Annotated in this window: 17 protein-coding genes, 1 other RNA gene and 1 other annotated feature; of the genes, 3 read left to right on the top strand and 15 right to left on the bottom strand. The window is 47.1% G+C overall.

Going from position 1 to position 21,697, the window contains the following annotated elements; all coding sequences use genetic code 11:
- Positions 1-74: 74 nt before the first annotated feature.
- The 6 genes from pheT to VSQ61_RS19025 all read right to left on the bottom strand — a co-directional run bounded on the left by pheT (position 75) and on the right by VSQ61_RS19025 (position 7,736).
- Positions 75-2,495, bottom strand: a complete 2,421-nt coding sequence (gene pheT / locus VSQ61_RS19050; RefSeq protein ID WP_334345976.1) for a phenylalanine--tRNA ligase subunit beta — start codon at positions 2,493-2,495, stop codon at positions 75-77.
- A 13-nt stretch (positions 2,496-2,508) separates the two neighbouring features.
- Entirely contained in the window at positions 2,509-3,528 is a 1,020-nt protein-coding gene (gene pheS / locus VSQ61_RS19045; RefSeq protein ID WP_334345975.1) for a phenylalanine--tRNA ligase subunit alpha, read from the bottom strand.
- Positions 3,529-3,634: 106 nt separating this feature from the next.
- Positions 3,635-3,860: a binding site (T-box leader), on the bottom strand.
- A 56-nt stretch (positions 3,861-3,916) separates the two neighbouring features.
- Entirely contained in the window at positions 3,917-4,810 is an 894-nt protein-coding gene (locus tag VSQ61_RS19040) for a YihY/virulence factor BrkB family protein (RefSeq protein WP_334345974.1), read from the bottom strand.
- A gap of 111 nt (positions 4,811-4,921) precedes the next feature.
- Complete coding sequence (locus tag VSQ61_RS19035; RefSeq protein WP_334345973.1) at positions 4,922-6,481, bottom strand: SpoIID/LytB domain-containing protein; 1,560 nt, start codon at positions 6,479-6,481, stop codon at positions 4,922-4,924.
- Between the two features lie 170 nt (positions 6,482-6,651).
- Positions 6,652-6,829, bottom strand: a non-coding RNA gene (gene ssrS, locus VSQ61_RS19030) — 6S RNA.
- Between the two features lie 100 nt (positions 6,830-6,929).
- Positions 6,930-7,736, bottom strand: a complete 807-nt coding sequence (locus tag VSQ61_RS19025) for a cell wall hydrolase (RefSeq protein ID WP_334345972.1) — start codon at positions 7,734-7,736, stop codon at positions 6,930-6,932.
- 522 nt (positions 7,737-8,258) lie between these two features.
- On the opposite strand from VSQ61_RS19025, the gene VSQ61_RS19020 reads away from it, so the two are divergent.
- Positions 8,259-8,765: a DUF6512 family protein gene (locus VSQ61_RS19020; RefSeq protein WP_334345971.1), complete on the top strand. Its 507-nt coding sequence runs from the start codon at positions 8,259-8,261 to the stop codon at positions 8,763-8,765.
- A gap of 191 nt (positions 8,766-8,956) precedes the next feature.
- Here VSQ61_RS19020 and xrtK read toward each other — a convergent pair whose 3' ends face one another.
- The 4 genes from xrtK to VSQ61_RS19000 form a co-directional block, all read right to left on the bottom strand.
- Positions 8,957-9,715: an exosortase K gene (xrtK, locus tag VSQ61_RS19015; RefSeq protein WP_334345970.1), complete on the bottom strand. Its 759-nt coding sequence runs from the start codon at positions 9,713-9,715 to the stop codon at positions 8,957-8,959.
- Positions 9,716-9,724: 9 nt separating this feature from the next.
- Complete coding sequence (locus VSQ61_RS19010; protein WP_334345969.1) at positions 9,725-11,764, bottom strand: VIT and vWA domain-containing protein; 2,040 nt, start codon at positions 11,762-11,764, stop codon at positions 9,725-9,727.
- Between the two features lie 258 nt (positions 11,765-12,022).
- Positions 12,023-12,976 carry an alpha/beta hydrolase gene (locus tag VSQ61_RS19005; RefSeq protein ID WP_334345968.1) on the bottom strand — a complete coding sequence of 318 codons (954 nt, stop codon included), beginning with the start codon at positions 12,974-12,976 and terminating at the stop codon, positions 12,023-12,025.
- Positions 12,977-13,291: 315 nt separating this feature from the next.
- Positions 13,292-13,510 (bottom strand): hypothetical protein, encoded by a 219-nt coding sequence (locus VSQ61_RS19000; RefSeq protein WP_334345967.1) that lies wholly within the window; start codon positions 13,508-13,510, stop codon positions 13,292-13,294.
- 484 nt (positions 13,511-13,994) lie between these two features.
- Between VSQ61_RS19000 and VSQ61_RS18995 the strand changes: the two genes are divergently transcribed.
- Both VSQ61_RS18995 and VSQ61_RS18990 read left to right on the top strand, forming a co-directional pair.
- A complete protein-coding gene (locus VSQ61_RS18995) occupies positions 13,995-15,236 on the top strand; it encodes an extracellular solute-binding protein (protein WP_334345966.1) in 1,242 nt (413 codons plus the stop codon).
- A 99-nt stretch (positions 15,237-15,335) separates the two neighbouring features.
- The gene (locus VSQ61_RS18990; protein WP_334345965.1) at positions 15,336-16,922 is read left to right on the top strand and encodes a methyl-accepting chemotaxis protein; all 1,587 of its coding nucleotides are present in this window, start codon (positions 15,336-15,338) and stop codon (positions 16,920-16,922) included.
- Between the two features lie 156 nt (positions 16,923-17,078).
- On the opposite strand, the gene leuD is transcribed toward VSQ61_RS18990, so the two are convergent.
- From leuD to VSQ61_RS18965, 5 genes are all read right to left on the bottom strand, one after another.
- Entirely contained in the window at positions 17,079-17,564 is a 486-nt protein-coding gene (gene leuD / locus VSQ61_RS18985; RefSeq protein WP_334345964.1) for a 3-isopropylmalate dehydratase small subunit, read from the bottom strand.
- A 27-nt stretch (positions 17,565-17,591) separates the two neighbouring features.
- Positions 17,592-18,860: a 3-isopropylmalate dehydratase large subunit gene (gene leuC / locus VSQ61_RS18980; protein ID WP_334345963.1), complete on the bottom strand. Its 1,269-nt coding sequence runs from the start codon at positions 18,858-18,860 to the stop codon at positions 17,592-17,594.
- A 119-nt stretch (positions 18,861-18,979) separates the two neighbouring features.
- A complete protein-coding gene (locus VSQ61_RS18975) occupies positions 18,980-19,690 on the bottom strand; it encodes an ABC transporter ATP-binding protein (protein WP_334345962.1) in 711 nt (236 codons plus the stop codon).
- Positions 19,674-21,023 carry a hypothetical protein gene (locus tag VSQ61_RS18970; protein WP_334345961.1) on the bottom strand — a complete coding sequence of 450 codons (1,350 nt, stop codon included), beginning with the start codon at positions 21,021-21,023 and terminating at the stop codon, positions 19,674-19,676. The genes VSQ61_RS18975 and VSQ61_RS18970 overlap by 17 nt, the downstream gene beginning before the upstream one ends.
- 5 nt (positions 21,024-21,028) lie before the next feature.
- Positions 21,029-21,697, bottom strand: a 669-nt coding sequence (locus VSQ61_RS18965; RefSeq protein WP_502877059.1) for a lipase family alpha/beta hydrolase, incomplete at its 5' end; no start/stop codon positions are given.

Genomic DNA, 21,697 nt, shown 5'->3' with positions numbered 1-21,697 from the left:
CCATTGCTGAGGCTGACGGACCCTTCATTTTTCAATGTTTATTTTCGCTTCACATTATGCGGCGCAGAAAGTCTTTACTGTCTTAACTCCGCATCCAATGCCTCCAGACCTTTCAGAATCCGCTTCATGGCAGAAGCCACATCCGCTTCCTCCAAAGTCTTATCCTTTGCACGGAACACAATGGAATACGCCATGGACTTATAGCCTTTCTTAATCTGAGCGCCCTCGTACACGTCAAAGAGCTGGTAGCTCTCCAGATAGCTTCCTCCCTTATGTTCAATAACCTCTTCGATCTGTCCGGCCAGAATCTCCTTGGGAATTACCATGGAAATGTCACGGTTGACAGCCGGATACTTGGCAATGCCCTCATATTTCCGGTCAAAGGTTGCAAATGGCAGGATGGCGGGCATATCCAGAACTGCCACATAAGCACGCTCTCCGATTCCATAGGTCTCCGCCACGGTCGGGTGAACCTCTCCCAGGTAGCCTACTGTTTTGCCGCAATATACAATCTTTGCCTGACGGCCCGGATGGAGGAAGTTCTTGCCTGCATTTGGATCATAAACCTCCTTTTTCTGAAGACCAATCTTGTCAAAAAACTCTTCCACCACGCCTTTCATAGTGAAAAAGTCTCCCTCTCCATACATTCCAAGGGTAAACTGCATCCGCTCGTCCGGAAGCTCTGTGAGGGGCTGTTCCTCTGCAAGATAAATATTTCCCAGCTCATAGAGACGGACATTTTTATTTCTCCGGTTGTAGTTGGTGGCTAAAGAGGTCAGCATGCCATTGAGGGAAGTAGTACGCATAATGCTGAAATCCTCGCCTAATGGATTCGAAATGGTAATGGCTTTCCGAAGCGTGTCCTCTTTGTCAAGAAGCAGCTTGTCAAATACCTTAGGGCTTTCAAAGGAATAAGTCATTCCCTGAGAAAAACCGCAGAACTCAGCGATATCCCTTGCCACTTCCTCCACACGAAGCTTAAAGGGCAGCTTTCCTGTAGTTGCCTCACCGGTGGGCAGCGTGGTCGGAATATTGTCATAGCCGTAGAACCGGGCCACTTCTTCTGCCAAATCCGCCAGACGCAGCACATCCTGACGGAACGTGGGAACCAGAATCTCTCCCGTGCTCTCATCATACGCAAGCTCTACCATTTGAAGATAAGAAAGCATCTGCTCCCTGGTAATATCCGTTCCCAGAAGAGCGTTGATCTTATCCGCATCAAAGGGCACCCGTACAGGCTCCTTAATTCCGGTATACACATCTACCATGCCGTCTACCACTTCGCCGGCGCCAAGCTCTTCAATGAGCTGGCATGCCCGGTCAATGGCAGCCTGAGCATTGTTGGGGTCCAGTCCCTTTTCAAACTTTCCGGAAGCCTCTGTCCGAAGTCCCACTTTCTTTGCGGAAAGCCGGATATTGACGCCGTCAAAGCAGGCCGCCTCGAAAAGCATAGTTTTTACATTGTCCGTGATCATGGAATTTTCTCCTCCCATGATTCCGGCGATGCCAATGGCTTTCTCTCCATCACAAATCATCAGTACGGAATCATCCATGGTGCGCTCCTGACCATCCAGCGTGACGAACTTTTCATTCTTTTCCGCCCTCCGCACCAGAATCTGATTCCCTGCAATGGTATCCAGATCGTAGGCATGCATGGGCTGGCCGTACTCCTCCATCACGTAGTTGGTGATGTCTACAATATTGTTAATAGGACGGATTCCGTTCACTGCCAGACGGCGCTGCATCCATTTGGGCGAGGGGCCAAGCTTAATGTTCTTAACTACTCTTGCGCAGTAACGGGGGCAGAGATCCGCATCCTTTACGTCCACCCGGATATAATCATTCACGTCCCCGCCGCTTCCCTTTACCTTTACCTCCGGCAAAATGAATTTCTTGCGGAAAGTTGCCGCCGCTTCTCTTGCAATTCCAATCACGCTGTAGCAGTCTACACGGTTAGAAGTGATCTCATACTCGAAAATCACATCGTCAAGGCCCAATGCTTTAATGGCGCTCTCTCCTACCTGAACATCCTCCGGAAAAATGTAGATGCCAAGCTCCGGCGCCTCCGGAAACATCTCTCTGGTCTGACCCAGCTCCTCAATGGAGCACATCATGCCGTTCGATTCCACGCCCCGCAGCTTGCCCTTTTTGATTTTGATTCCGCCCGGTGTCAGCTTGCCATCATGACCGCCCGCCACACGGCCTCCGTCCAAAACTACCGGAACCTTCTGTCCTTCCTTTACATTTGGAGCGCTTGTTACAATCTGAACCGGGGCTTCTCCTCCTACGTCTACCTGGCATACCACCAGTTTGTCTGCATCCGGGTGGCGCTCAATCTTAACAATCTGGCCGATGATGATATTTTCCAGATCCGCATCCAAAGCCCTGCAGCCCTCTACCTTTGTTCCGGACAAGGTCATTGCATCTGTATATTCCTGTGCCGTTACGTCAAGATCCGGCACGTATGCTTTAATCCATGATAATGAAGTATCCATGTCTTCCTCCTATTTAAAATTGTCCTAAAAACCGAATGTCATTCTCATACAGCAGCCGCATATCGTCAATCTCATATTTCAGCAGCGCAATACGCTCCAGTCCTACGCCGAAAGCAAAGCCTGTGTACTTCTCCGGATCAATGCCGCACATTTCCAGCACGTGGGGATGTACCATGCCGCAGCCTAAGATCTCAATCCAGCCGCTTCCCTTGCAGAACCGGCAGCCCTTGCCGCCGCATTTGAAGCAGCTTACGTCTACCTCCGCACTCGGCTCTGTGAACGGGAAATGATGGGGACGGAACTTGGTTTTTGTCTCCGGCCCGAACAGCTCCTTTGCAAATTCCTCCAAGGTTCCCTTTAAATCTGCAAAAGTAATATTTTTATCTACCACTAAGCCCTCAACCTGATGGAAAGAGGGAGAATGGGTTGCGTCCACCTCGTCAGAACGGAATACCCTGCCCGGCGCTATCATACGGATGGGAAGCTTGCCCTGCTCCATCACACGGGCCTGACAGGGAGAGGTCTGGGTACGCAGCAGGATCTCTTTGTTGATATAGAATGTATCCTGCTCATCCTTGGCCGGATGGCCATCGGGAATATTCAGCTTTTCGAAATTATAAAGATCGTATTCAATCTCCGGGCCTTCTACCACTTCATATCCCATACCGATAAAGATTCGCTCTACCTCTTCCAAAGCAATCGTATTGGGATGACGATGGCCTACCTGGTTCTTTTTAGCCGGGAGGGTTACGTCAATGACTTCGGCTTTTAACTTTTCCTCTCGGACAAAAGCCTCCATTTTCTTCTTGGCTTCCTCCAGAACCCGTTCAATCTCCTCACGGGTTTCATTCACAAGCTGTCCTACTTTGGGCCGGTCCTCGGGAGCTACTTCTTTCATTCCCTTAAGTACACTGGTTAATTCTCCTTTTTTCCCGAGAATCGCCACACGCACATCATTCAGTGTATTTAGATTTTCCGCCGACTGAATCTGCGCCATGGCATGCTCACGGATTTTCTGCAATTTCTCTTTCATCTCGATCTTCCTTTCTTTAATTTGCACACGCTTTTTGTGCATAGATCTACAGCTATACCCATAGGGGATGCTTCTGATACACTAAAAAACAAAAGCTCCATCCCAACATAGGGACGAAGCTCATATCCGCGGTACCACCCTGATTCCTGTCACTGACAGGCTCTCATTCTATGCGTAACGTGCACAACACGTCACCGCTTACTTCTTGTTTTCAGCGGCACTGCTCCGGTGGGAAATTCAATGGCTCCCTGAACTTGGGACTGCTTTCAGCCGGTGACACTCCCTCTCTGGAAGAAGAAGAACCATCTACTTGACACCCTCACTGCATTTTAACCGTAACTGTTTAATACCAATGTCATTAACAGTTATTTATTTTTTCTATCGGGATTTATTTTATAACAGGTTTCCCCGAATTGTCAAGTTTTTTCTCTCCGCTCAGTAGTTTCCGATATCGTGTAACCATACGGAACTGTTCTTCAAAGTAGGAATTAATCTCCGCCCCAATCAAAATAATATACATGCAGAAATACAGCCACAGCATCACGACAATTATGGTAGTCAGGCTTCCGTACATATTGCTCAGTCCGGGCGTATAATTCACATACAAAGAAAATCCGATGGAAAAAAGGTACCAGCAGACGGAGGAAAGCAGTGCTCCCGGCGCCTGACTGTACAATCTCGCTTTCCGATTGGGAACAAATTTATAGATCAGCATAAACACCAATGTCAAAAAAGCAATGGCCACCACATCTTTCATCCGAAGAATCATGCCTGTTATCACCGCCAGAAAAGGCAGATAAACAACGGCCGCCTGATGGATAGAGTTGCCAAACACCAATACCACCAACGACAAAATAATGCAAACCACAAACACAATGGTATAAATGGCGGAGCGTAACCGCAAAATAATATAATTTCTCTGCTCCACCACATCATAGACGGAATTCATCCCCCGCATCAGGGCCAGAAATCCCTTTCCTGCCGACCAGGCCGCCGTAATGGCGGACAGGGAAACGGTTACTGCAGTCTTACTGTACACCTCATTGATGATATCGATCACAAAGCCATCCATGCTGTCCGGGAAAATCACCTGCGCCGCCCTGTAGATATCCACCTGCGTCAGTGTCGTATATCGAATTGCAGTCAGCAAAAGAATAATAAACGGGATAAAGGAAAGCATGATAAAGTAGGCGCTCTGAGCTGCATAAGCGCCTACGTGATCCTCCTGCATGGCATTTAAAAAGCCACGCACCAGTTTAATAATTTTCTTTATGAAACTCATAGCTTTCCCTCTATATCTGTATTGCCTATCCGAATGCTTCTGCGGCACTGTCTAATTCTGTAATCCAGTATAATATCCATATCACTGCTTACTGCTTGCGTGAACATCTTATCATAAATCAAGAATTGCCGTCAATTCCACATCTGTATAAAAGAAATGAAGAATCTCCTCATAGCCCTTTCCTTCCTTCGCCATGCCGTTAGCGCCATTCTGGCTCATCCCTACTCCATGTCCATAGCCGCCTCCCTGAAAGCGAAAACCGGAAAGCTCTCCCTTATCATCATACACAGGCGTGACAATAAAATAAGCACTTGGCAGAAGGCTTCCGCCCTCTACAGTAGTTCCATCCTGCCGAACAATCACGCCTCCCTGAACATTTAAAAGAGCCCGCACATTGTATTCTGTGGCTATTTCTATGGTTCGGCGGCTTCCATGGATGCACATGCGCTGAATAGCTCCTCCTTCGTTTCGCTCCAGAATCTCAATTTCTTCAATAGTTCCGATGGTGTCTATGGATTTGCTTACATAATTTCTGCCACGTTTCGTTCGAATTGCCTCTGGATTTGCTTCATAACGGTTCTTAAGAGTATTATTCAGATTCTCAGACAGGGTTTCTATATCCAGTTCTGTCTCCCAGCGATACCAGCTTACCTCTCGGTCATAGCAGGTATCATCCCAATTAAGAATAAAAGCTGTAAATGTTTCCTCATCCGACATTGGAAGACTCTCTCCCGCCTCATTGATGGTTTTTCCTCTCAGATAAGGGGTCATCTCTGCCGAGCCCTCCCACCATACCTCTTCATTTCCTGTATAGCCGCAGGAAGTAGAAAAATAATAAGCAGTGATGGGCTGTCCCTGACTGGTGAGAATCAGATCGCCTGTCTCCGCCACAGCCTGATTGGTGCTTTCCGTCTGGTTGGTATTATTGTAAACCTGATAGCGTACACTGTCATCTACATGGGCCTCATATTGCGGATAGCCATAAGTCTGAAGATGGCGGTATGCATAGGTTCTGGCACAGACTGCCTGAGCCTTCAAAGCCTCCTGCTCATAGCGAGATGGCATTTCGCTTGGTACTACATAATTGAGATAAGTCTCCAGCGGCACTTCATTCACAATTGCAAAACCGCCTTCTACCGGCCAGACCTCTATGATTCCTTCATAAGAAGGCGTACCGTATCCTCTGTTCACACTCTGCAATGTAATGGGCATTGCTGGTTCTTCCTGAGTGCCTATCAAAAAACAGGTTGGAACCTCTGCCAGAAGCTCCCCGTTGAGAATCAGGCTTCCTTCCTCCCATGAAAAGGAAAGCTCCACACCACTTCCATATTCTGTTTCCTGTTCTCCGTTCTCGTCAAGGATTTTTCCATGTATAAAAAGCTCCTGATCTGAGACAAGCTTTACGCTCTCATGGATCTCTCCTGCAAAGCCATCCGTTTTAATAAGCACACGGATATTCCCGTTGTAAATCGGTACTTTCATCTCAGGCTCTGCCTCTGCGTCTGATTCCGGCTCTGGTTCTTTTGGCTGCTCCTTTATGGGTAGATTTTCTGTATCTTTTGGACTTTCTATCTCCGATTTCCCCCGTACCAGAAGAATGGCCAAAACCAAGATTCCAATAGCCAGAAGATATAATTTTGTTTTCAGCATCGGATCTGTTTGTCTTCCCATTGTAACCTGTCCTTAAAATCCATTCTTATCTTTCAATTTATTCTAAAAGTGTATCATTCATTCCCCTAATTTTTCCCTGCATTGTAAAATATGCACAATCTGTCTCTTTATTAGAGCTTTCGCCTTCTATAGCTCAAAAAAGCAGCCGTTCTCCGGCTGCTTTTCTCTAATGTAAACCCAAAATGCCGTCTCCGCAATTTTGACGCCTAGCAGAGCTAGGTGGGTAACCTCAACAGCCCTTCTGCCTTCCACTGCAATCGGAGGCCTGACATCCGGACTGAGATATTGGAATCCCATGAACGTAAATGTAGGTTCAAAATAGCGGCATAACGAACACCTCAGGATTTACTTCTTTATCTTTTGTAATTATACATGATTCTATGCCTCTTGGCAACTGGAAAATTTAAAAAGCCGTCAAAGCCCATACTGATGGAAATATAACAGCAATTTAAATATAAAATTCATGTCCATGATAAGCAAACAGCATGGTCAAACTGTTGCGGAACCACTGAAGGTTTTCTGGATTGGCATAGGCCGGTGCCACAAAATACAGCGCTCCCTGTGAGGGGTCCTCACCGCACAGCGCTCGTTCCACAGCCTCCACTGTAGTCTCCGACACATGCACCCGGTTAATCTTGCCGGTAGCTACCGGAGAAAACTGGGCTTTTCCACCCTTAGTCTGATATACAACGCCTTCTATCGTGTTGGGGAAGGCACCACTCTTTACCCGATTTAGGACCACATTAGCTACAAGCATTTTTCCGGTCACGTCCTCCCCAGAGGTTTCCGCCTCCACAATTTTAAGAAGAGCTGTATAATCTGCCTCGGATACCTCATAGATCCAATTGCTATTGGCTATTGGCTGTGATTCTGAGACTGCATTTTGTATCTCTTCGTTTTTCGCCTTCGCCAGAGCAGCCTGTGCCTCATTGCCTGCTGTCTCTGCCTGGCTTTGTGCTTCTTTTTCCGCCGCTTCCTCGGCTATTCTTTTTTCTTCTTCTGCAGCTCTCTCTTCTGCCTCCCTTCGTTCCCTTTCTGCTTGTTCTGCTGCGGCTTTTTGCCGCTCTTGTTCTTCTATTTCCTGTTCCTTACGGATTCTTGTAAGCTCTGTATCTGCTTCCTCTAACCACTGGTCCCCCGGCGACTGAAAGACGCTGCAGGTAACTGTTTCGCTTTTGTAAGAGATTTTACTGGTTGCTTCTACCTCTTTCGTATCGGCAGTTACCATCAAGATGGCCCCTGCCAATCCTAACACAATTGCACAATCTCTTAACTTATTCATAATACATTATTATAAAAATCTTCCTCCTGTCCGTCAACCGGACATGTGGAATTTCGTTACTCTTTTTGTAAATTTATTCTAATTTTTACCATTTGTGCATTTATTCTTGTATTTTTAGATGAATTTTTTCACAAAGAGAGAGAAAAAATTAGAACCTTTTCTGGTTCTAAGGTGCATATAATAATTGCAAATGTATTACATTTATGGATGTACTATTTAATATTTTCGAAATATATTCCAGGATTTGGCTAATGAATTTAACAAATTTTTGTTTTCAGGAGAACTAATTTTGTGCATTGAAGAGGATTTGAACCTTTGCTCTTGGGGACGAAGGTTGACCTTTGCGCATATGTGCTTTGCAGGTTTTAAAGTCATGAAATCAATAATATCCTATCAGTGCACAAATCAATTTATAAACGCATGCATTTGCGGCTGGGAATTGATTTATATAGGGGTACTGAGAGGATATTATGGAACTTAAAATAGGAGGTTTTTATGAAGATTCGAGAGGCAACGAACCTGATTGCAGGTATTCTTTTTACACTGGTTGCAGGTATTCTTTTGCATTTTTCTTATGAGTGGAGTATGGAAAATCCATTTGTGGCATTGTTTGCTCCGGTAAATGAATCTGTCTGGGAGCATTTAAAAATGCTGTTTTTTCCGGTGTTTTTGTATACTCTTTTTGAGGTGATTGTGCTTTTTAAGACTTCCGGGCGTTTTCTGACTTCTCGGATTGCAGGGGTGCTTATTGGGATGTTTTTTATTGTGGCGGCTTTTTTTACTTATACGGGGGTTAGCGGGAAGGATTTTTTGGTGGTGGATATTTTGATTTTTGTGTTTAGTGTTTTGGTTACTTTTTTGACTTCTCGGTACTTTGAGGTTCAATGTCCGAGTATGCATCTGCCTCTTTTGGCTAATTATGCGCTTTTGCTTCTTCTTGTGATTTGCTTTTTTTCTTTTACGTTTAGTCCGCCGGGGCTGCCGATGTTTTATACGGTGTAAAAAACGGACGCAAAATAAGACGGCGGACTTTTCCATATCCGTGTTCGGACGGTTCACGCACACCTGTCTGCTCTTGTCGGACTAACGTTTTGTAATTTTGCTTCACCTTTTATGCGTTGAACGTTTGTCCGCCAATATCAGACAGGTGTGCATGAACAGCCGGACACTTGATATCGGAAAAGTCCGCCGTCTTATTTTGCTGTTTTAAGCTGCCATAGAAATTTCTTTCCTAATAGTAACAAGATAAGAAATAAAAATACACTTCCGCAGACTGCAAGTACCGGCAGTTCATAGTTGGTAAAGTTTTTATAATCCTTGTAAGCTATCCGGCTCAGGAAAGGCAGACCTAGAACCGGACCCAAATACCAGAGGATCGGAAGGAGCTTAGCCCATAAGAATTTTTCTTTTTGTACCGTTTCCGCCAATCCAATCTTTTGTGAAAATTGGTTTCCCGCCCAATATAAGGCCAAAAGTGACAGGAAGTACACGAAGGTTCCAATGGCTGTGTGGAGCTGTCCTGATGACATATGGGCCATAATGTGTTCTGTGCTCTCCAAAAGCTGCGGCAGCACAATGGACAAGGTGATTCGAATTCCATTTACAAATATGGTAACAAGCCCGGCTGCCAAAAAAGAGAACAGTGTCCAGTACAGCTTCCCTTTCCCGCCTTTCATCCGGTGAAGGAAAGACCAGCTTAGCATGAGGGCTGCAATCATCCAGAACTTAAGCCCTGCACAGGCCGGTGCGATGATGAACCGCAGGGAATGGTTCACATAGCCCATTCCCTGCTCGTATGTAAAAGAATGCCCGCTTAAAATACCGGTCCACCATGCGGTAGGACGCAAAATCCAGAGCAGCTCGTCACTGCCGGCCTGGTCAGCATACAATTTTAAACCTAAGACCATCAACAGTCCCAAAAAATATATACGGATTGATTTTTTATCTCTCATCTGGCTTCCTCATTTTTCATCAAATCGGTATGACATGAGGTTTCTGCTTACTCTGTAAAGATATTGAAGCAGCAGTGTCATAGCGAATAATAGAATCAGAAGCATTCCGTCAGGCTCCGCTCCTACCATATAGCCGCCTCCCACAGCCAGGCCCGATACGCCGAAGGGCAGTGAGTTGGGCTGATTCACATCCTTGCTGTCTCCCTCCGGGTTCCTGACTTCTTCCAGAACGGCTACAAAGGAGGTATAGGGTGTGACCATATTGTATTTGAGGCCGATGGAAGTAACCTCTTTCTTGACCTGGCTCCCTGTCTTAGAACTGTAGTCTGTCAGCATTTCCACCCGTTTTCTGGCCCAGAGATACTGGATGGCTTCATTTTCCTGGGAAATACTTTCTGCCGTTACGGGGATCTCTTCCATATAGTCCTCTGATCCACGCTTTCCGGTGATGCGGATGGTTCCTGTAGGTTCGCCGCGCCATTTTCCATACAGAACAATGGGACGGCTGGCATAAAGGGCCGGTACGCCGGAGGGCTCTGTATCGTAGGTCTCAAAGCCCTCAAATTCTACCTGGACGTTGGTTAAAAGGGGCGCCTGTACATAAGTGCGAAAACGATTGGCTGCTTCTGCGGCTTCCGGTTCCTCTGTGACTACAAATTCCTCACCCATGCCTGTAGCCGCAATTCCCTCAATGAGATAACGATTTACGGAGCTTCCGATGCCAAAGGCAAAGTAGCTGGTATCTCCCAGATTTTCCCGGATGTGGTCAAAGATTTCTTTTTCATCGGAAATATAACCATCGGTTATCATGACAACGGTTCTGGCCGTATCCTCATCCTTTGGAATGTGGTAGGCGGTCAGAAGGGCTGACAGGAGCTCTGTTCCGCCTCCGCCTTTTTGATCCTCTATTAATTGCAGGGCACTGTGGATGTTGGGCTTTGTGGCTTCCAGAGAATTGGGAGACAGGGTCCACACCGTGTCAGAAAAGAGAATCACGTTGAAACAGTCCGTCTCTTTTAGGTTGGATACCAGATCACTGATGAGCTTTTTGGCCGTATCCAGGGCATAGCCGTCCATGGAGCCGGACACGTCCAGAGCAAAGATATATTCTCTTGGGGGAATGTCCTCAGGATTGCAGCGCTCGGGAGGCTGCACGGTTAGCTGAAAGAAGTTGGCATTTTCTCCCTCATAGAGCATAAGGCCCGAATTCATGGCTTCTCCGGTTAGCTGGTATTCCAGTATAAAGTCTCTGTCTCCGGCAAATGCAGCCTTGTCAGCCAGAGTTACCTTGGCTTTTGTATCCTCCCCTTGATCAATGTTTATTTTGTGGGAGCTGCTGGTCAGATTCTCTATAGGCACTCCCGTAGATAGGTTGACGGTAATATCATAGGAGCTCTCCACCGGCGCTCCCTCTGCCAGATAGGGACTTTCCACCCAGGCATCCGCTTCGGCTTCCTCTTCCGTCACCCGGCCGCTGTAGCGGGGGCCGACTACGGTAGGAAATACAAACTGGTAAATCCCTTCCTCCGGCTCAATCAGCTCCGTGTAGGTCAGTTCAATGGCTATTTCATCTCCCGGCATAATATTTGCAACGTCCATGGTGAATACATTGGCTCTCTGTTCTTCCAGGAGAGAGGCATTTTTGCCCTCGCTTTTGGCTTCCTCGTATACCTGCTTGGCCTCTTCCTTTTCTTTGATCTGCGCCCGTACCACGTGATTGCCTACGGTCATGGTCATTCCGTGGACGACTACACGGGTGGAGGCGGGAAATACGTATTTTGCATTGATGGGATTTTCCCCCTCATTGGCATAGCGCTGCGTTACATGGATCTCCGCAATGGTTCCGTTGACATTTGCCGTGACCTCGGTTCCCTTTAGGGGAAAGGGATCTGTGGAGGAATCTGTGCCTTCTACGAGAAAATAAGGTGCCAGGGTTACATCCTTTTCCTGCTCCGCCTCTTCCCGGCCCGCATGAACCGTCACCGGACAGGACATCACCATAAGGAAGCCTGCCAGAAATCCGCACAGCCATCTGTTTCTCCTTTTCATACTTATACACCTCTTCTGTTCTTTGATATATCTGTCATTCGCTGATAGCATTAATTTACAATATCCAAGCGTCAGAAGAGCGTCACAAAAACATCATAATTGCATCATTTTTTGTGGGCTTTTGGGAAAAAGGCAAAAAAAGTGCCGGAAAAGTCTTCTGTCTTCTTTTCCGGCACCTTTTGGCAGTCCCCTGTGGGCTGCTGACATTTCATTTTCACCTGTCAATATACTAATCTGTATGTATTTACTTCACGTTCCTTATGCGTTTCTTATCTTCTGCCGCTGCATGCATTCGTCCACAAACTGTCTCACCAGACGTTCATAGCGCTTGGTGTCTACCATGTAGCTGAGCCCATGGCCTGCGCCGGGGAAGGTTTTGAGGGTTCTGTGGCCTCCGCAGGCGGACCAGATCTCCTGGCTCATGCGGCAGGGAACGAAGCGGTCGTCCTCTCCGTGGATAAGCAGAATGGGAATTCTTGTCCGGCGGACGGCTTCTATGGCACTTGTTTCGTCCAGGTCAAAATGGCCGAAATATTTTGCGCCCAGGCGGGCGATAGGAAGCATCACGGCTGGAGGAAGCCCCTTGTCCCGGCAGACCTTTTCAATAATGGCCGCAGGGGACGAGTATGGACAGTCTGCGATGATGCCCAGCACGTTTTTCGGCAGCTCCAGGTCAGCGGCCATAAGTACCGCCGCTGCACCCATGGAGACGCCGGAAAGAAAAATGGGCGTGTCGCTGCCAAAGGTCTCGCAGACATAGTTTACCCAGCTTAAGCAGTCCTTCCGCTCCTTAATACCAAAGGTGATGGTCCGGCTGGTGCTTCTTCCGTGGGCCCGCTGGTCCACTACGATGGTGTTGTGCCCCATTTCCCGGGCAAGCTTATTTCCTCCGCAGAAGTCTCGAAGGGCTACGCCTCGATAGCCATGAAATTGTATCTGGAAGGGCGCTCCGTCCTCTACGTGGTAATATCGTCCCACAAGGCGTGTTCCGTCCCATGCCTGGATAAAAAGCAATTCATAGGGAAGCCGCTCCATCCTGCCGATCAGGGTGCGCATCCGATCCTCTATTTTCCTGTACTGGTCTCCACCCGGTATGGCGTATGCATCCTCGTCCGCTTTGGGAACGGCGTAAAATATCTCTCGATATGTAATATAAACAATCAGAATGCACAAGATTACAAGCAATATGCCTGCCCCTAACAGTATCATCATTTTGAAACAGCCTCCAAATCCATAGGGATGCCTCCTGCCAGGCACCTTCGCCCGATTTCTTGGCATCCCCGTTCTTTCTTGATTTTATATCTGTAAGCATATCTACATTGTATGTATGCTTATCTATTCATTTTTTATGCCGTATGAGTACCTTATTTATATTGTTCTTTGAAATGGTACACTTCCTTGCGACAGGTATCTGTTGGCGTCGAATATGAATGGTCATTATTGTAATTGTAGCATTTTGTTGGAAAAACCGCAAGAATTATCCAAATCTGTCAGTAAATATTTTTTAGTGACGGATGCTCCCACAGCTTACTCATCCTGCTTCCATAAAGCTTCCTGTTCCTGCATCAAAGCCGGCATGTCCTCTGACACTTCCAGCATCCGCTCTCTAAGAAGGCTTTTACATGCTTTCTCTTCTGCCCCGGACATATTGTCCACAAGGATCACATATACCATAACCAGAACGATTCCCGTAAACCATACGGAATAGTTTCTTTCTTTTTGATTCGGCTCTTTTTGCTGTCTCATAAAGCTGCTGTTAAGACCTCCGATTTTCGTTGGTTATAGATTGGCTCCAATGTCATAATGTTGGACTTCATCCATTCTTTTCCTCTCTATTATAGTGAATTTTCTGATTTTTTGCAACAAAAGAAGTCTTTTTTCTGATCTTCCTGTGAATATTTGACTGAAACAGCCGTGATTTAGAAAATGAAACTTTCCCATTTTTTTACACATATATAACTATGATAATTTAATGCATATTGCAAATAAAATCACTTGCACGATCTCCCTGTAAATGGTAAAATTTTAAACGTAAAAACCCCGAAAAAGGGCATAAATTTCCCACCTCGCAGGCCAGTTTGCGGGGTATTTATACCCATAGGGCACTTTCCCTCATGACAATGACCGGACAAAACGAGACAGACACCTGCCGGATGCGCCATTGGGCAGGTTTTTGAAGTATTGCATAGGGAATAAGGCATGCCCGCCGGGGAACAGCACGGAGACGATTATGAAGAAAACAACCTATCTATGCATCCTGGCAGCCTCTTTCTGCTTTGCCCTTGCCGGATGCCGGAAAAACAACCCGTCAGCCATGGCTGACGCTGCAGCCGAAGCTTCCGGGCAGGTAGACCTTCTGGTCTGGGGCGCAGAGGAAGATGAGGCACTGCTCAATCAGATCTTTGAAAGCTTTCAGCAAAAGTACCAGGGCGAAGCGAATTTTAACATCACCTTTTCCCCTCAGAGTGAAAGCAATTGTATGGACGCACTGATGAATGATTTGGAAAACGGGGCCGATGTATTTGCCTTTGCGGACGATCAGCTGAACACCCTGGTGGCCGCAGGCGCCCTTACGCCGGTGGAACCGGCGAATACCATCAAGTCCGCCAATCTTCCGGAGGCCGTTCACGCCGCCTGTGTGGGAGATACCCTGTATGCCTATCCGCTCACGGCGGACAACGGGTATTTTCTCTACTATAATAAACGCTATTTTACGGAAGCAGATATTACCTCCCTGGAGCGGATGTTGGAAATTGCAGCCGCTGAGGAACGGCAGATAACTATGGACTGGTCCTCTGGGTGGTATGTCTATTCCTTCTTTGGAAATACCGGACTGGAGGTGGGTCTCAATGACGACGGTATCACCAATTTCTGTACCTGGAACGGGACGGAGGGGCCAATCCGTGGAACCGATGTGGCTCAGTCCATGCTGAACCTGGCAGAAAGCCCCGGCTTTTTGAACGCCACGGACGAAAACTTTTTAAAAGGTGTACAAAACGGAACGGTTATCGCCGGTGTCAGTGGTGTGTGGAATGCCATGGCCGTGGAAGAAGCCTGGGGCGCAGATTACGGAGCTGCCAAGCTTCCCTCCTATACCTGTGCAGGACAGCAGATCCAGATGTCTTCCTACTCCGGCTATAAGCTCATCGGTGTCAACGCCTACTCCGCATCCCATGAGTGGGCCTCCCTTTTAGCCGAATGGATCACGAATGAAGCCAACCAGAAGCTCCGATTCGAGCTGCGTGGACAGGGTCCTGCCAACAAAAATGCGGCGGCCTCCCAAGCGGTTCAGAGTTCTCCTGCCATTGCCGCCCTTCTCAGCCAGTCTGAATTTTCCACGGTGCAGCGTCTGGGAGGAAATTTCTGGGACCCCGTGTCCGCCTTTGCAGGAAATATGGCTGCCGGCAATCCTGACGGCCAGAGCCTTCAGGAGCAGCTTGACAAAATGGCGGAAGCTATCACGGCACCCTAGTGAAAATCTGCACAGGAGCTTCAAGCAGGATTGCCAGTGAATTACTGAGTCAAATACCCCGCAGAAATAAACTGTTACAACATTCCGGAGGATATCGCCATGACGAAACAAATCAGCCTCAAACAGCGCTTAATTCTGCCCATTGCTCTTCTGGGCATTGTGGCGCTCATTTCCAATGCTTTGGCTGTTATCAATATACATAATGTCAATTCCAATGCAGCCAATATTGCCGACAACCTTATGGCCGGAAAAAGCCGGCTGGCGGAGATTTCCCAGTCCGCCATGACCATCCATAACCTGGCCCTGTCCCACATTGTGGCTACGGATTACAACACCATGATTACCGTAGTAAATCAGATCAAGGATGAGGAAGCCCTTTTAGACAACATGCTGGCAGAGTATGAAGACTTTGTTACCAGGGAGGATCAAGAGGCCTACCAGTCTCTTCTGTCCTCTTATGATTCCTTTAAGCATGCGCTGGTAAATCTGGTCTGCAAAAGTGCCGGCCACAAGACGCAGGAAGCTTACGTTCTTGCCAATGAGGACGTGGCTCTTTATGCAAATGCTATGGAAAGCAGCATTGATGCGCTGAATACTTCCATCAGCGATCAGACCTCCAGGGCCAGGGGGCGGCTTTCGGCTGTGTACATCATTTCCCTGATTGTGAGCCTTCTCTCTATTGGTATCTGTACGGCTCTTGTATTTGGAACCATTTCTTTGATTAAAAAATATGTAGTCACGCCTATTAAGAGTATTCTGGGCACTATTCGGGACAGCTCCGACCGGATTGATGATATGACAAGCGAGGTGCGCAAAAGGACTGCCACTTCCCGGGAAAGTGTTTCGGATCTGTCAAATCTGATGCAGCAGCTCTCGGCGACTATCCGGGAGGTTGCCAGCAATGCCACCGTTATTTCCGAAAGTGCTGAGGCCGTGAACCGGGATGTACATAGTACTGCGGAAGAATGCGCAAGCATTACCGCCTATTCCGTCGCCATGAAGACCCGTGCAGACGAGCTGGAGCAGTCGGCTAAGACCAACGTGGAGGTTACCAGCGCCAAGGCTGCGGATATCCTGGAATCCTTAAATGAAGCCATCGAGCAGAGCCGCAGCGTGGATCAGGTGAACAGCCTTACGGATGAGATTCTGAAGATTTCCCAGACAACCCGGCTGATTGCCTTAAATGCCACTGTGGAGGCCGCTAATGCGGGCACGGCCGGCAAGGGCTTTGCCATGGTTGCAAGGGAAATCCGGCAGCTTGCCAACTCAAGCAGTGATGCGGCTAACCGGATACAGGAGATCAATTCTGTCGTTACTTCTGCTGTTTATAATCTTTCAGAAAATGCACAGAATCTTGTGAATTATATGAACAGCTCTATTTTGACAGAATTCCAGGAGTTTGTCCGGTCCGGTAAGCAGTACCAGGAGGATGCTGCTTATATTAAGCAGTCTATGGATAACTTTAAGGAACGGACAGAGCATCTGCGGGGTTCTATGTCCGGGATTGTGGAATCCATTGGCGCTATTACTACGGTCATCGGGGAAGGCGCTTCGGGACTTACGGGCGTTGCCAACAGTACCCAGAGCCTGGTGATTGATATGGAGGATATTACCCAGAGGATGGGGGTTAATCAGGCGATTGTTGGGGAATTGAAGGAAGAGACGGTGGTGTTTGATAATCTTTAAATGGTGAGCGGGTCGGTTCTGTGAGAAAGCAGGGCAGCCCCTCAGACTTTTCCATATCTGTGTTCGGACGGTTTGCGTACACTTGATATTGGAAAAAGTCTGAGGGGCTGCCCTGCTTTCTCACAGAACCTCTGAATTGGGAAGTGGTTCGTTGGCTTATTTCTCGTTGATGTAGTTGATCAGTCCCTCTGCCTTGATAATACGCTGCATAAATTCCGGGAAAGCCTGGCCCTGGTACTCTTTTCCTGTGGTGCGGTTGAAGATTTTTCCGCTGTCAAAGTCTACCTCTACCTCATCGCCGTCCTTGATATCCTGTGCAGCCTCGGGACACTCGATAATGGGAAGGCCGATGTTGATGGCGTTTCGGTAGAAGATCCGTGCAAAGGTCTCTGCGATTACGCAGGAAACACCGGATACCTTGATGACCAGAGGAGCGTGCTCTCTGGAGGAACCGCAGCCGAAATTCTTGTTAGCCACCATAATGTCACCTGGCTGTACCTTGTGAACAAACTCTTTGTCAATATCCTCCATGCAGTGTTCTGCCAGTTCCTTCGGATCTGCTATGGCCAGATATCTTGCGGGGATGATAACATCTGTGTCTACATTGTCTCCATATTTAAATACTCTTCCTTTTGCCTGCATTATTACTCTCCTATTCCAGTTCTATATTTACATTCCAAGATCTTTCGGGGCAGAAATCTTACCGGTTACTGCGCTGGCTGCCGCTACCGCCGGGCTTGCCAGATAAACTTCTGAATCCACGTGTCCCATACGTCCCACAAAGTTCCGGTTTGTGGTGGATACACAGCGCTCTCCCGCCGCCAGGATTCCCATGTAGCCTCCCAGACAGGGACCGCAGGTGGGCGTGCTCACTGCTGCTCCGGCCTCAATAAAGATCTTTAACAGTCCTTCTTCCATGGCGTCCATATAAATCTTCTGTGTTCCGGGAATCACGATGCAGCGCAGGCCCTTTTTCACCTTACGCCCTTTCAAAATCTCAGCGGCTGCCCGCAGGTCATCCATACGGCCATTGGTACAGGAGCCGATTACCACCTGGTCTATCATTACATCCTCTGTTATCTCGTCCACAGTCTTTGTGTTTTCCGGCAGATGCGGAAATGCTACGGTTGATTTCAACGTGCTCAAGTCAATGGTATATTCCTCATCATACTCCGCATCCGTATCTGCTTCATAGATCTTATATTCCTTTTTGGAGTGTTCCTTCATATAAGCAATGGCCAAGTCGTCCACCGGGAAAATCCCGTTCTTTCCGCCTGCCTCAATAGCCATATTTGCAATGGTAAAGCGGTCATCCATTGTAAGATTCTTAATTCCCTCTCCCACAAATTCCATGGACTTGTAGAGGGCTCCGTCCACACCGATCATGCCGATAATGTGCAGAATCACATCCTTGCCGCTGACCCATTTGGAGGGCTTTCCTACAATATTGAATTTTATAGCAGAAGGCACTTTGAACCAGGCCTTTCCCGTTGCCATGCCTGCGGCCATATCTGTACTTCCCACTCCTGTAGAAAATGCACCCAATGCGCCATAGGTACAGGTGTGGGAATCCGCACCGATAATACAATCGCCGGCTGCCGCCAAGCCCTTCTCCGGAACTAGTGCATGCTCAATTCCCATCTCTCCAACATCAAAGTAATTGGTTACTTCATGCTTACAGGCAAACTCACGGACACATTTGCAGTTTTCAGCAGATTTAATATCCTTATTGGGAATAAAATGGTCCATAACCAGGGCGATTTTATCCTTGTGAAATACTTCCTTGTTTTTCATTTTCTCCATCTCACGGATGGCCACCGGCGTTGTAATGTCATTTCCCAGAACCAGATCCAGCTCCGCCTCAATGAGCTGTCCGGCCTTTACCTCCGAAAGTCCTGCGTGGGCCGCAAGGATCTTCTGTGTCATTGTCATTCCCATTGCTTCTTCCTCCTTTTTAAGTTGCTATATGGCTTTCACCCTGACTTTTAAATTTTCTATGTGTATTCTAGCACGGTTATTGATATAAGTAAAATATATATTATGAATATTTAATATAATTAAATCTTATACCCATACACCTTCTCATAAATCTGCTCCAAATCCATAGAATTTTTGGTCAGCAGCAAATCCTCCGCTATTCTTCCATCCTTAAGAAAAATGCACCGTGTACATACCTTCTCAAGCAAATCCAGCACATGGCTGGTCAGGATAACAATACTGCCCTTTCGGGCACAGGCAAGCAAATCCGCTTTAAATTGGATAATTCCATAAGTATCCACCCCGCTCTCCGGCTCATCCAAAAGAATCAATCCAGGCTCTCCAATAAGCGCCATAATAATAGACAGCTTCCGTTTCATTCCCAAAGAAAGCTGATGAATCCGGAAATTTCGCTGTTCATATAAGTGATAATTCCGCAGATATGGATCGATTTCCTCATAAAAGCTCCCGCCGAATTTCACCTGGCAAATAAACTCTAAAACCTCGTACACTGTCATTTTTTCATAAAAGCTGATGTCGCTCTGCATATAACCAATGCCGGCTCTAACGGAACGCTCCCCCACACTTTGCCCCCACAAACAGATACTTCCCTCTGATATGGGAAGCAGCCCCGCCACAGCCTTTACAAGGGTTGTCTTTCCGACACCATTCGGGCCGATAAATGCCGCAATCTCCCCTGCCGAAAGCCTCACGGACAAATCCTGAATCCCGCGGCCTTTGCCATACAATTTCGTTACATGCTCTAAAATCAAGTCACAATCTTTGTTCATAGCTTAAATGCTCCCAATTCCTCTTTCCCTGCCGAATCCATTGATACAGAAAAATCAAATTCCCTATCGGAAGATGCAGATTTATCAATACCATAAAGACCCTTAACTGATGCTGACGTTTCGGATATTTTGCAAAAAGACCGGCATTTACAAAGATGGAAATGCTCAAAACAGCGGCCCCCAGCAAAAGGAATGTAATACAATCTGCGAGATTCCGGAGGCGAACAAGAATCAGTACCAAAAAAAGATTATCTCCCAAAAGGTATATCCCTTCCTTCACCAAGTCCAAAAAAAATTTTCCGTATGGATAATCCGACATAAAATAAATGAGGAACTTTTTCTGTTCAAGACTGTAGATATCCTTAAAAAAAAATGCTGTAATCAAACAAATCCCATAAGCCGTAAAAAAGACCCCAAAGGAACTGTCTCCAAGGCAGCAGGTCAAAGCAAAGAATACCATGGAACACAGCTTCCAGAAAAGAAACTCCCTGTTTCGATACATCCAGAGATACCTTGCCGGGCCATGTCCACCCATCCCAAAGGGACTTCTATTATGGTGTGCCCCTTGGTTATATTTTGCCGAACAAGCTCTGCCCTTTCTATAGGGGAATATCTTAAAATGCAGCTTATGCCCTTTTGGAAAAAAGCGAAAGGAGCCGGCGATTACCGACATATCTGCCGATTTATACAGGTACACTCCTATCCATACAATGGATAGCGACAGAATCAAAAGCAGCATTGCAACAGAAGAATTCTCTGAAAATAAACCTTCGCCAATCCCCTCTCCCATCACCCACCCGTACACTGCATGATAGTTTATGCATCCAAGCCTAAGAAAAATGGCTGTGACACCAATCCCCCCGGCACTTAAGAAAGTCAGAATTTTCCCATGAGCCTTAAGTCCCAGAAGCATTCCCATCCCACAGACAAAGATCCCATAAACCACCTGAACCGACAGGGCATAGCTTAATCCGATTCCCTGCATCTGAAAAAGCACCGTTCCCCCATAAATCTGTAAAAAGAGAATCTCTGTATTCACGGACAAAAATAAAAGAAAGCTTTTCAGTCCGGATATGCCCAACAGCGTTAAGCTTTCCCAATACTTTTTCAAAAAAGAAACCCATTGATAACAGGCTAGTGCAACCATAGCACAAAGAAGGAAAAGAAAGCTGATTCTGCATATATAAATCTGATCCGAGCTGCCGAATCTCTGTCCCGTCATTGCTTCCGAAATCCGAACTATCCACGGATAGCATAAGATAAGCAGGCCATACAGAACCCACTTTGCCGTTTCCAGTCTTTTATCAATTAGAGCGAAATAAATTTTCTTCATCTCTTTTAAAAGCCCTTCTCTTTAAGCTCCGCCACAATCTGCACATAAGCCTCCGCCACATCAAAGCCCTTGTAATCCTGCCGTTTCAGGTCAATCATATCCCCATGGGAAATGCCTCGCATCCTCTGATTGGCAAAAATACCCTTAAATTCTCCCCATTTGGCAGAATACGTGCTGACCAGCCCGTCATTGTCTCCCTCCAAAGGGCGAATCATGCACCATGGAACAGAAAGGAGAAGATGGCTCCAGGGATATTTCATTTTTGAAGCATAGCTTTGATAGTAAACCCCCGGCGCATCTGGTGTTTGCTTATTAAATTCAGCACTGGCTTTTGTAGAAAATTGGCGGGTTGCCGTATAGAAGTCCGGATTCCGATCTCCGAATTTTCCAAAGGTTCGGTCAAAGCAGCCTGCCACAAAGCGGTAAAGCCCCTCCGGAAGACGGCAGGCATAGTCCACAAATCGGCATCCTCGGTGAGGCGTGCTCATCGTAGTTAAGGATGCCACATAAGGAGCCATTTTCAAGGTGGAAATGGCATAGCGGGCATCCAGCCCGCCCTTGGAATGGGCAATGATATTCACCTTCTCTGCTTTCGTTTCCTCCATAATCTCATAAATTCTTTTTCGAATATCCTCTCCATTGTAGGCTATGGTTCCAAATGCTTCCTGGTTGCC

The sequence above is a fragment of the Candidatus Merdisoma sp. JLR.KK006 genome (genome assembly GCF_036941035.1).
GTDB lineage: Bacteria > Bacillota > Clostridia > Lachnospirales > Lachnospiraceae > Laedolimicola.
Note: the sequence above shows the minus strand (reverse complement) of the source record. Positions and strands in the feature narration are given on the sequence as shown.

Bases quoted from the DNA above. Each gene is read 5' to 3' on its own strand.
- pheT (WP_334345976.1), bottom strand. From the start codon at position 2,495: ATGGATACTTCATTATCATGGATTAAAGCATACGTGCCGGATCTTGAC.
- pheS (WP_334345975.1), bottom strand. From the start codon at position 3,528: ATGAAAGAGAAATTGCAGAAAATCCGTGAGCATGCCATGGCGCAGATT.
- VSQ61_RS19040 (WP_334345974.1), bottom strand. From the start codon at position 4,810: ATGAGTTTCATAAAGAAAATTATTAAACTGGTGCGTGGCTTTTTAAAT.
- VSQ61_RS19035 (WP_334345973.1), bottom strand. From the start codon at position 6,481: ATGGGAAGACAAACAGATCCGATGCTGAAAACAAAATTATATCTTCTG.
- VSQ61_RS19020 (WP_334345971.1), top strand. From the start codon at position 8,259: ATGAAGATTCGAGAGGCAACGAACCTGATTGCAGGTATTCTTTTTACA.
- xrtK (WP_334345970.1), bottom strand. From the start codon at position 9,715: ATGAGAGATAAAAAATCAATCCGTATATATTTTTTGGGACTGTTGATG.
- VSQ61_RS19010 (WP_334345969.1), bottom strand. From the start codon at position 11,764: ATGAAAAGGAGAAACAGATGGCTGTGCGGATTTCTGGCAGGCTTCCTT.
- VSQ61_RS19005 (WP_334345968.1), bottom strand. From the start codon at position 12,976: ATGATGATACTGTTAGGGGCAGGCATATTGCTTGTAATCTTGTGCATT.
- VSQ61_RS19000 (WP_334345967.1), bottom strand. From the start codon at position 13,510: ATGAGACAGCAAAAAGAGCCGAATCAAAAAGAAAGAAACTATTCCGTA.
- VSQ61_RS18995 (WP_334345966.1), top strand. From the start codon at position 13,995: ATGAAGAAAACAACCTATCTATGCATCCTGGCAGCCTCTTTCTGCTTT.
- VSQ61_RS18990 (WP_334345965.1), top strand. From the start codon at position 15,336: ATGACGAAACAAATCAGCCTCAAACAGCGCTTAATTCTGCCCATTGCT.
- leuD (WP_334345964.1), bottom strand. From the start codon at position 17,564: ATGCAGGCAAAAGGAAGAGTATTTAAATATGGAGACAATGTAGACACA.
- leuC (WP_334345963.1), bottom strand. From the start codon at position 18,860: ATGGGAATGACAATGACACAGAAGATCCTTGCGGCCCACGCAGGACTT.
- VSQ61_RS18975 (WP_334345962.1), bottom strand. From the start codon at position 19,690: ATGAACAAAGATTGTGACTTGATTTTAGAGCATGTAACGAAATTGTAT.
- VSQ61_RS18970 (WP_334345961.1), bottom strand. From the start codon at position 21,023: ATGAAGAAAATTTATTTCGCTCTAATTGATAAAAGACTGGAAACGGCA.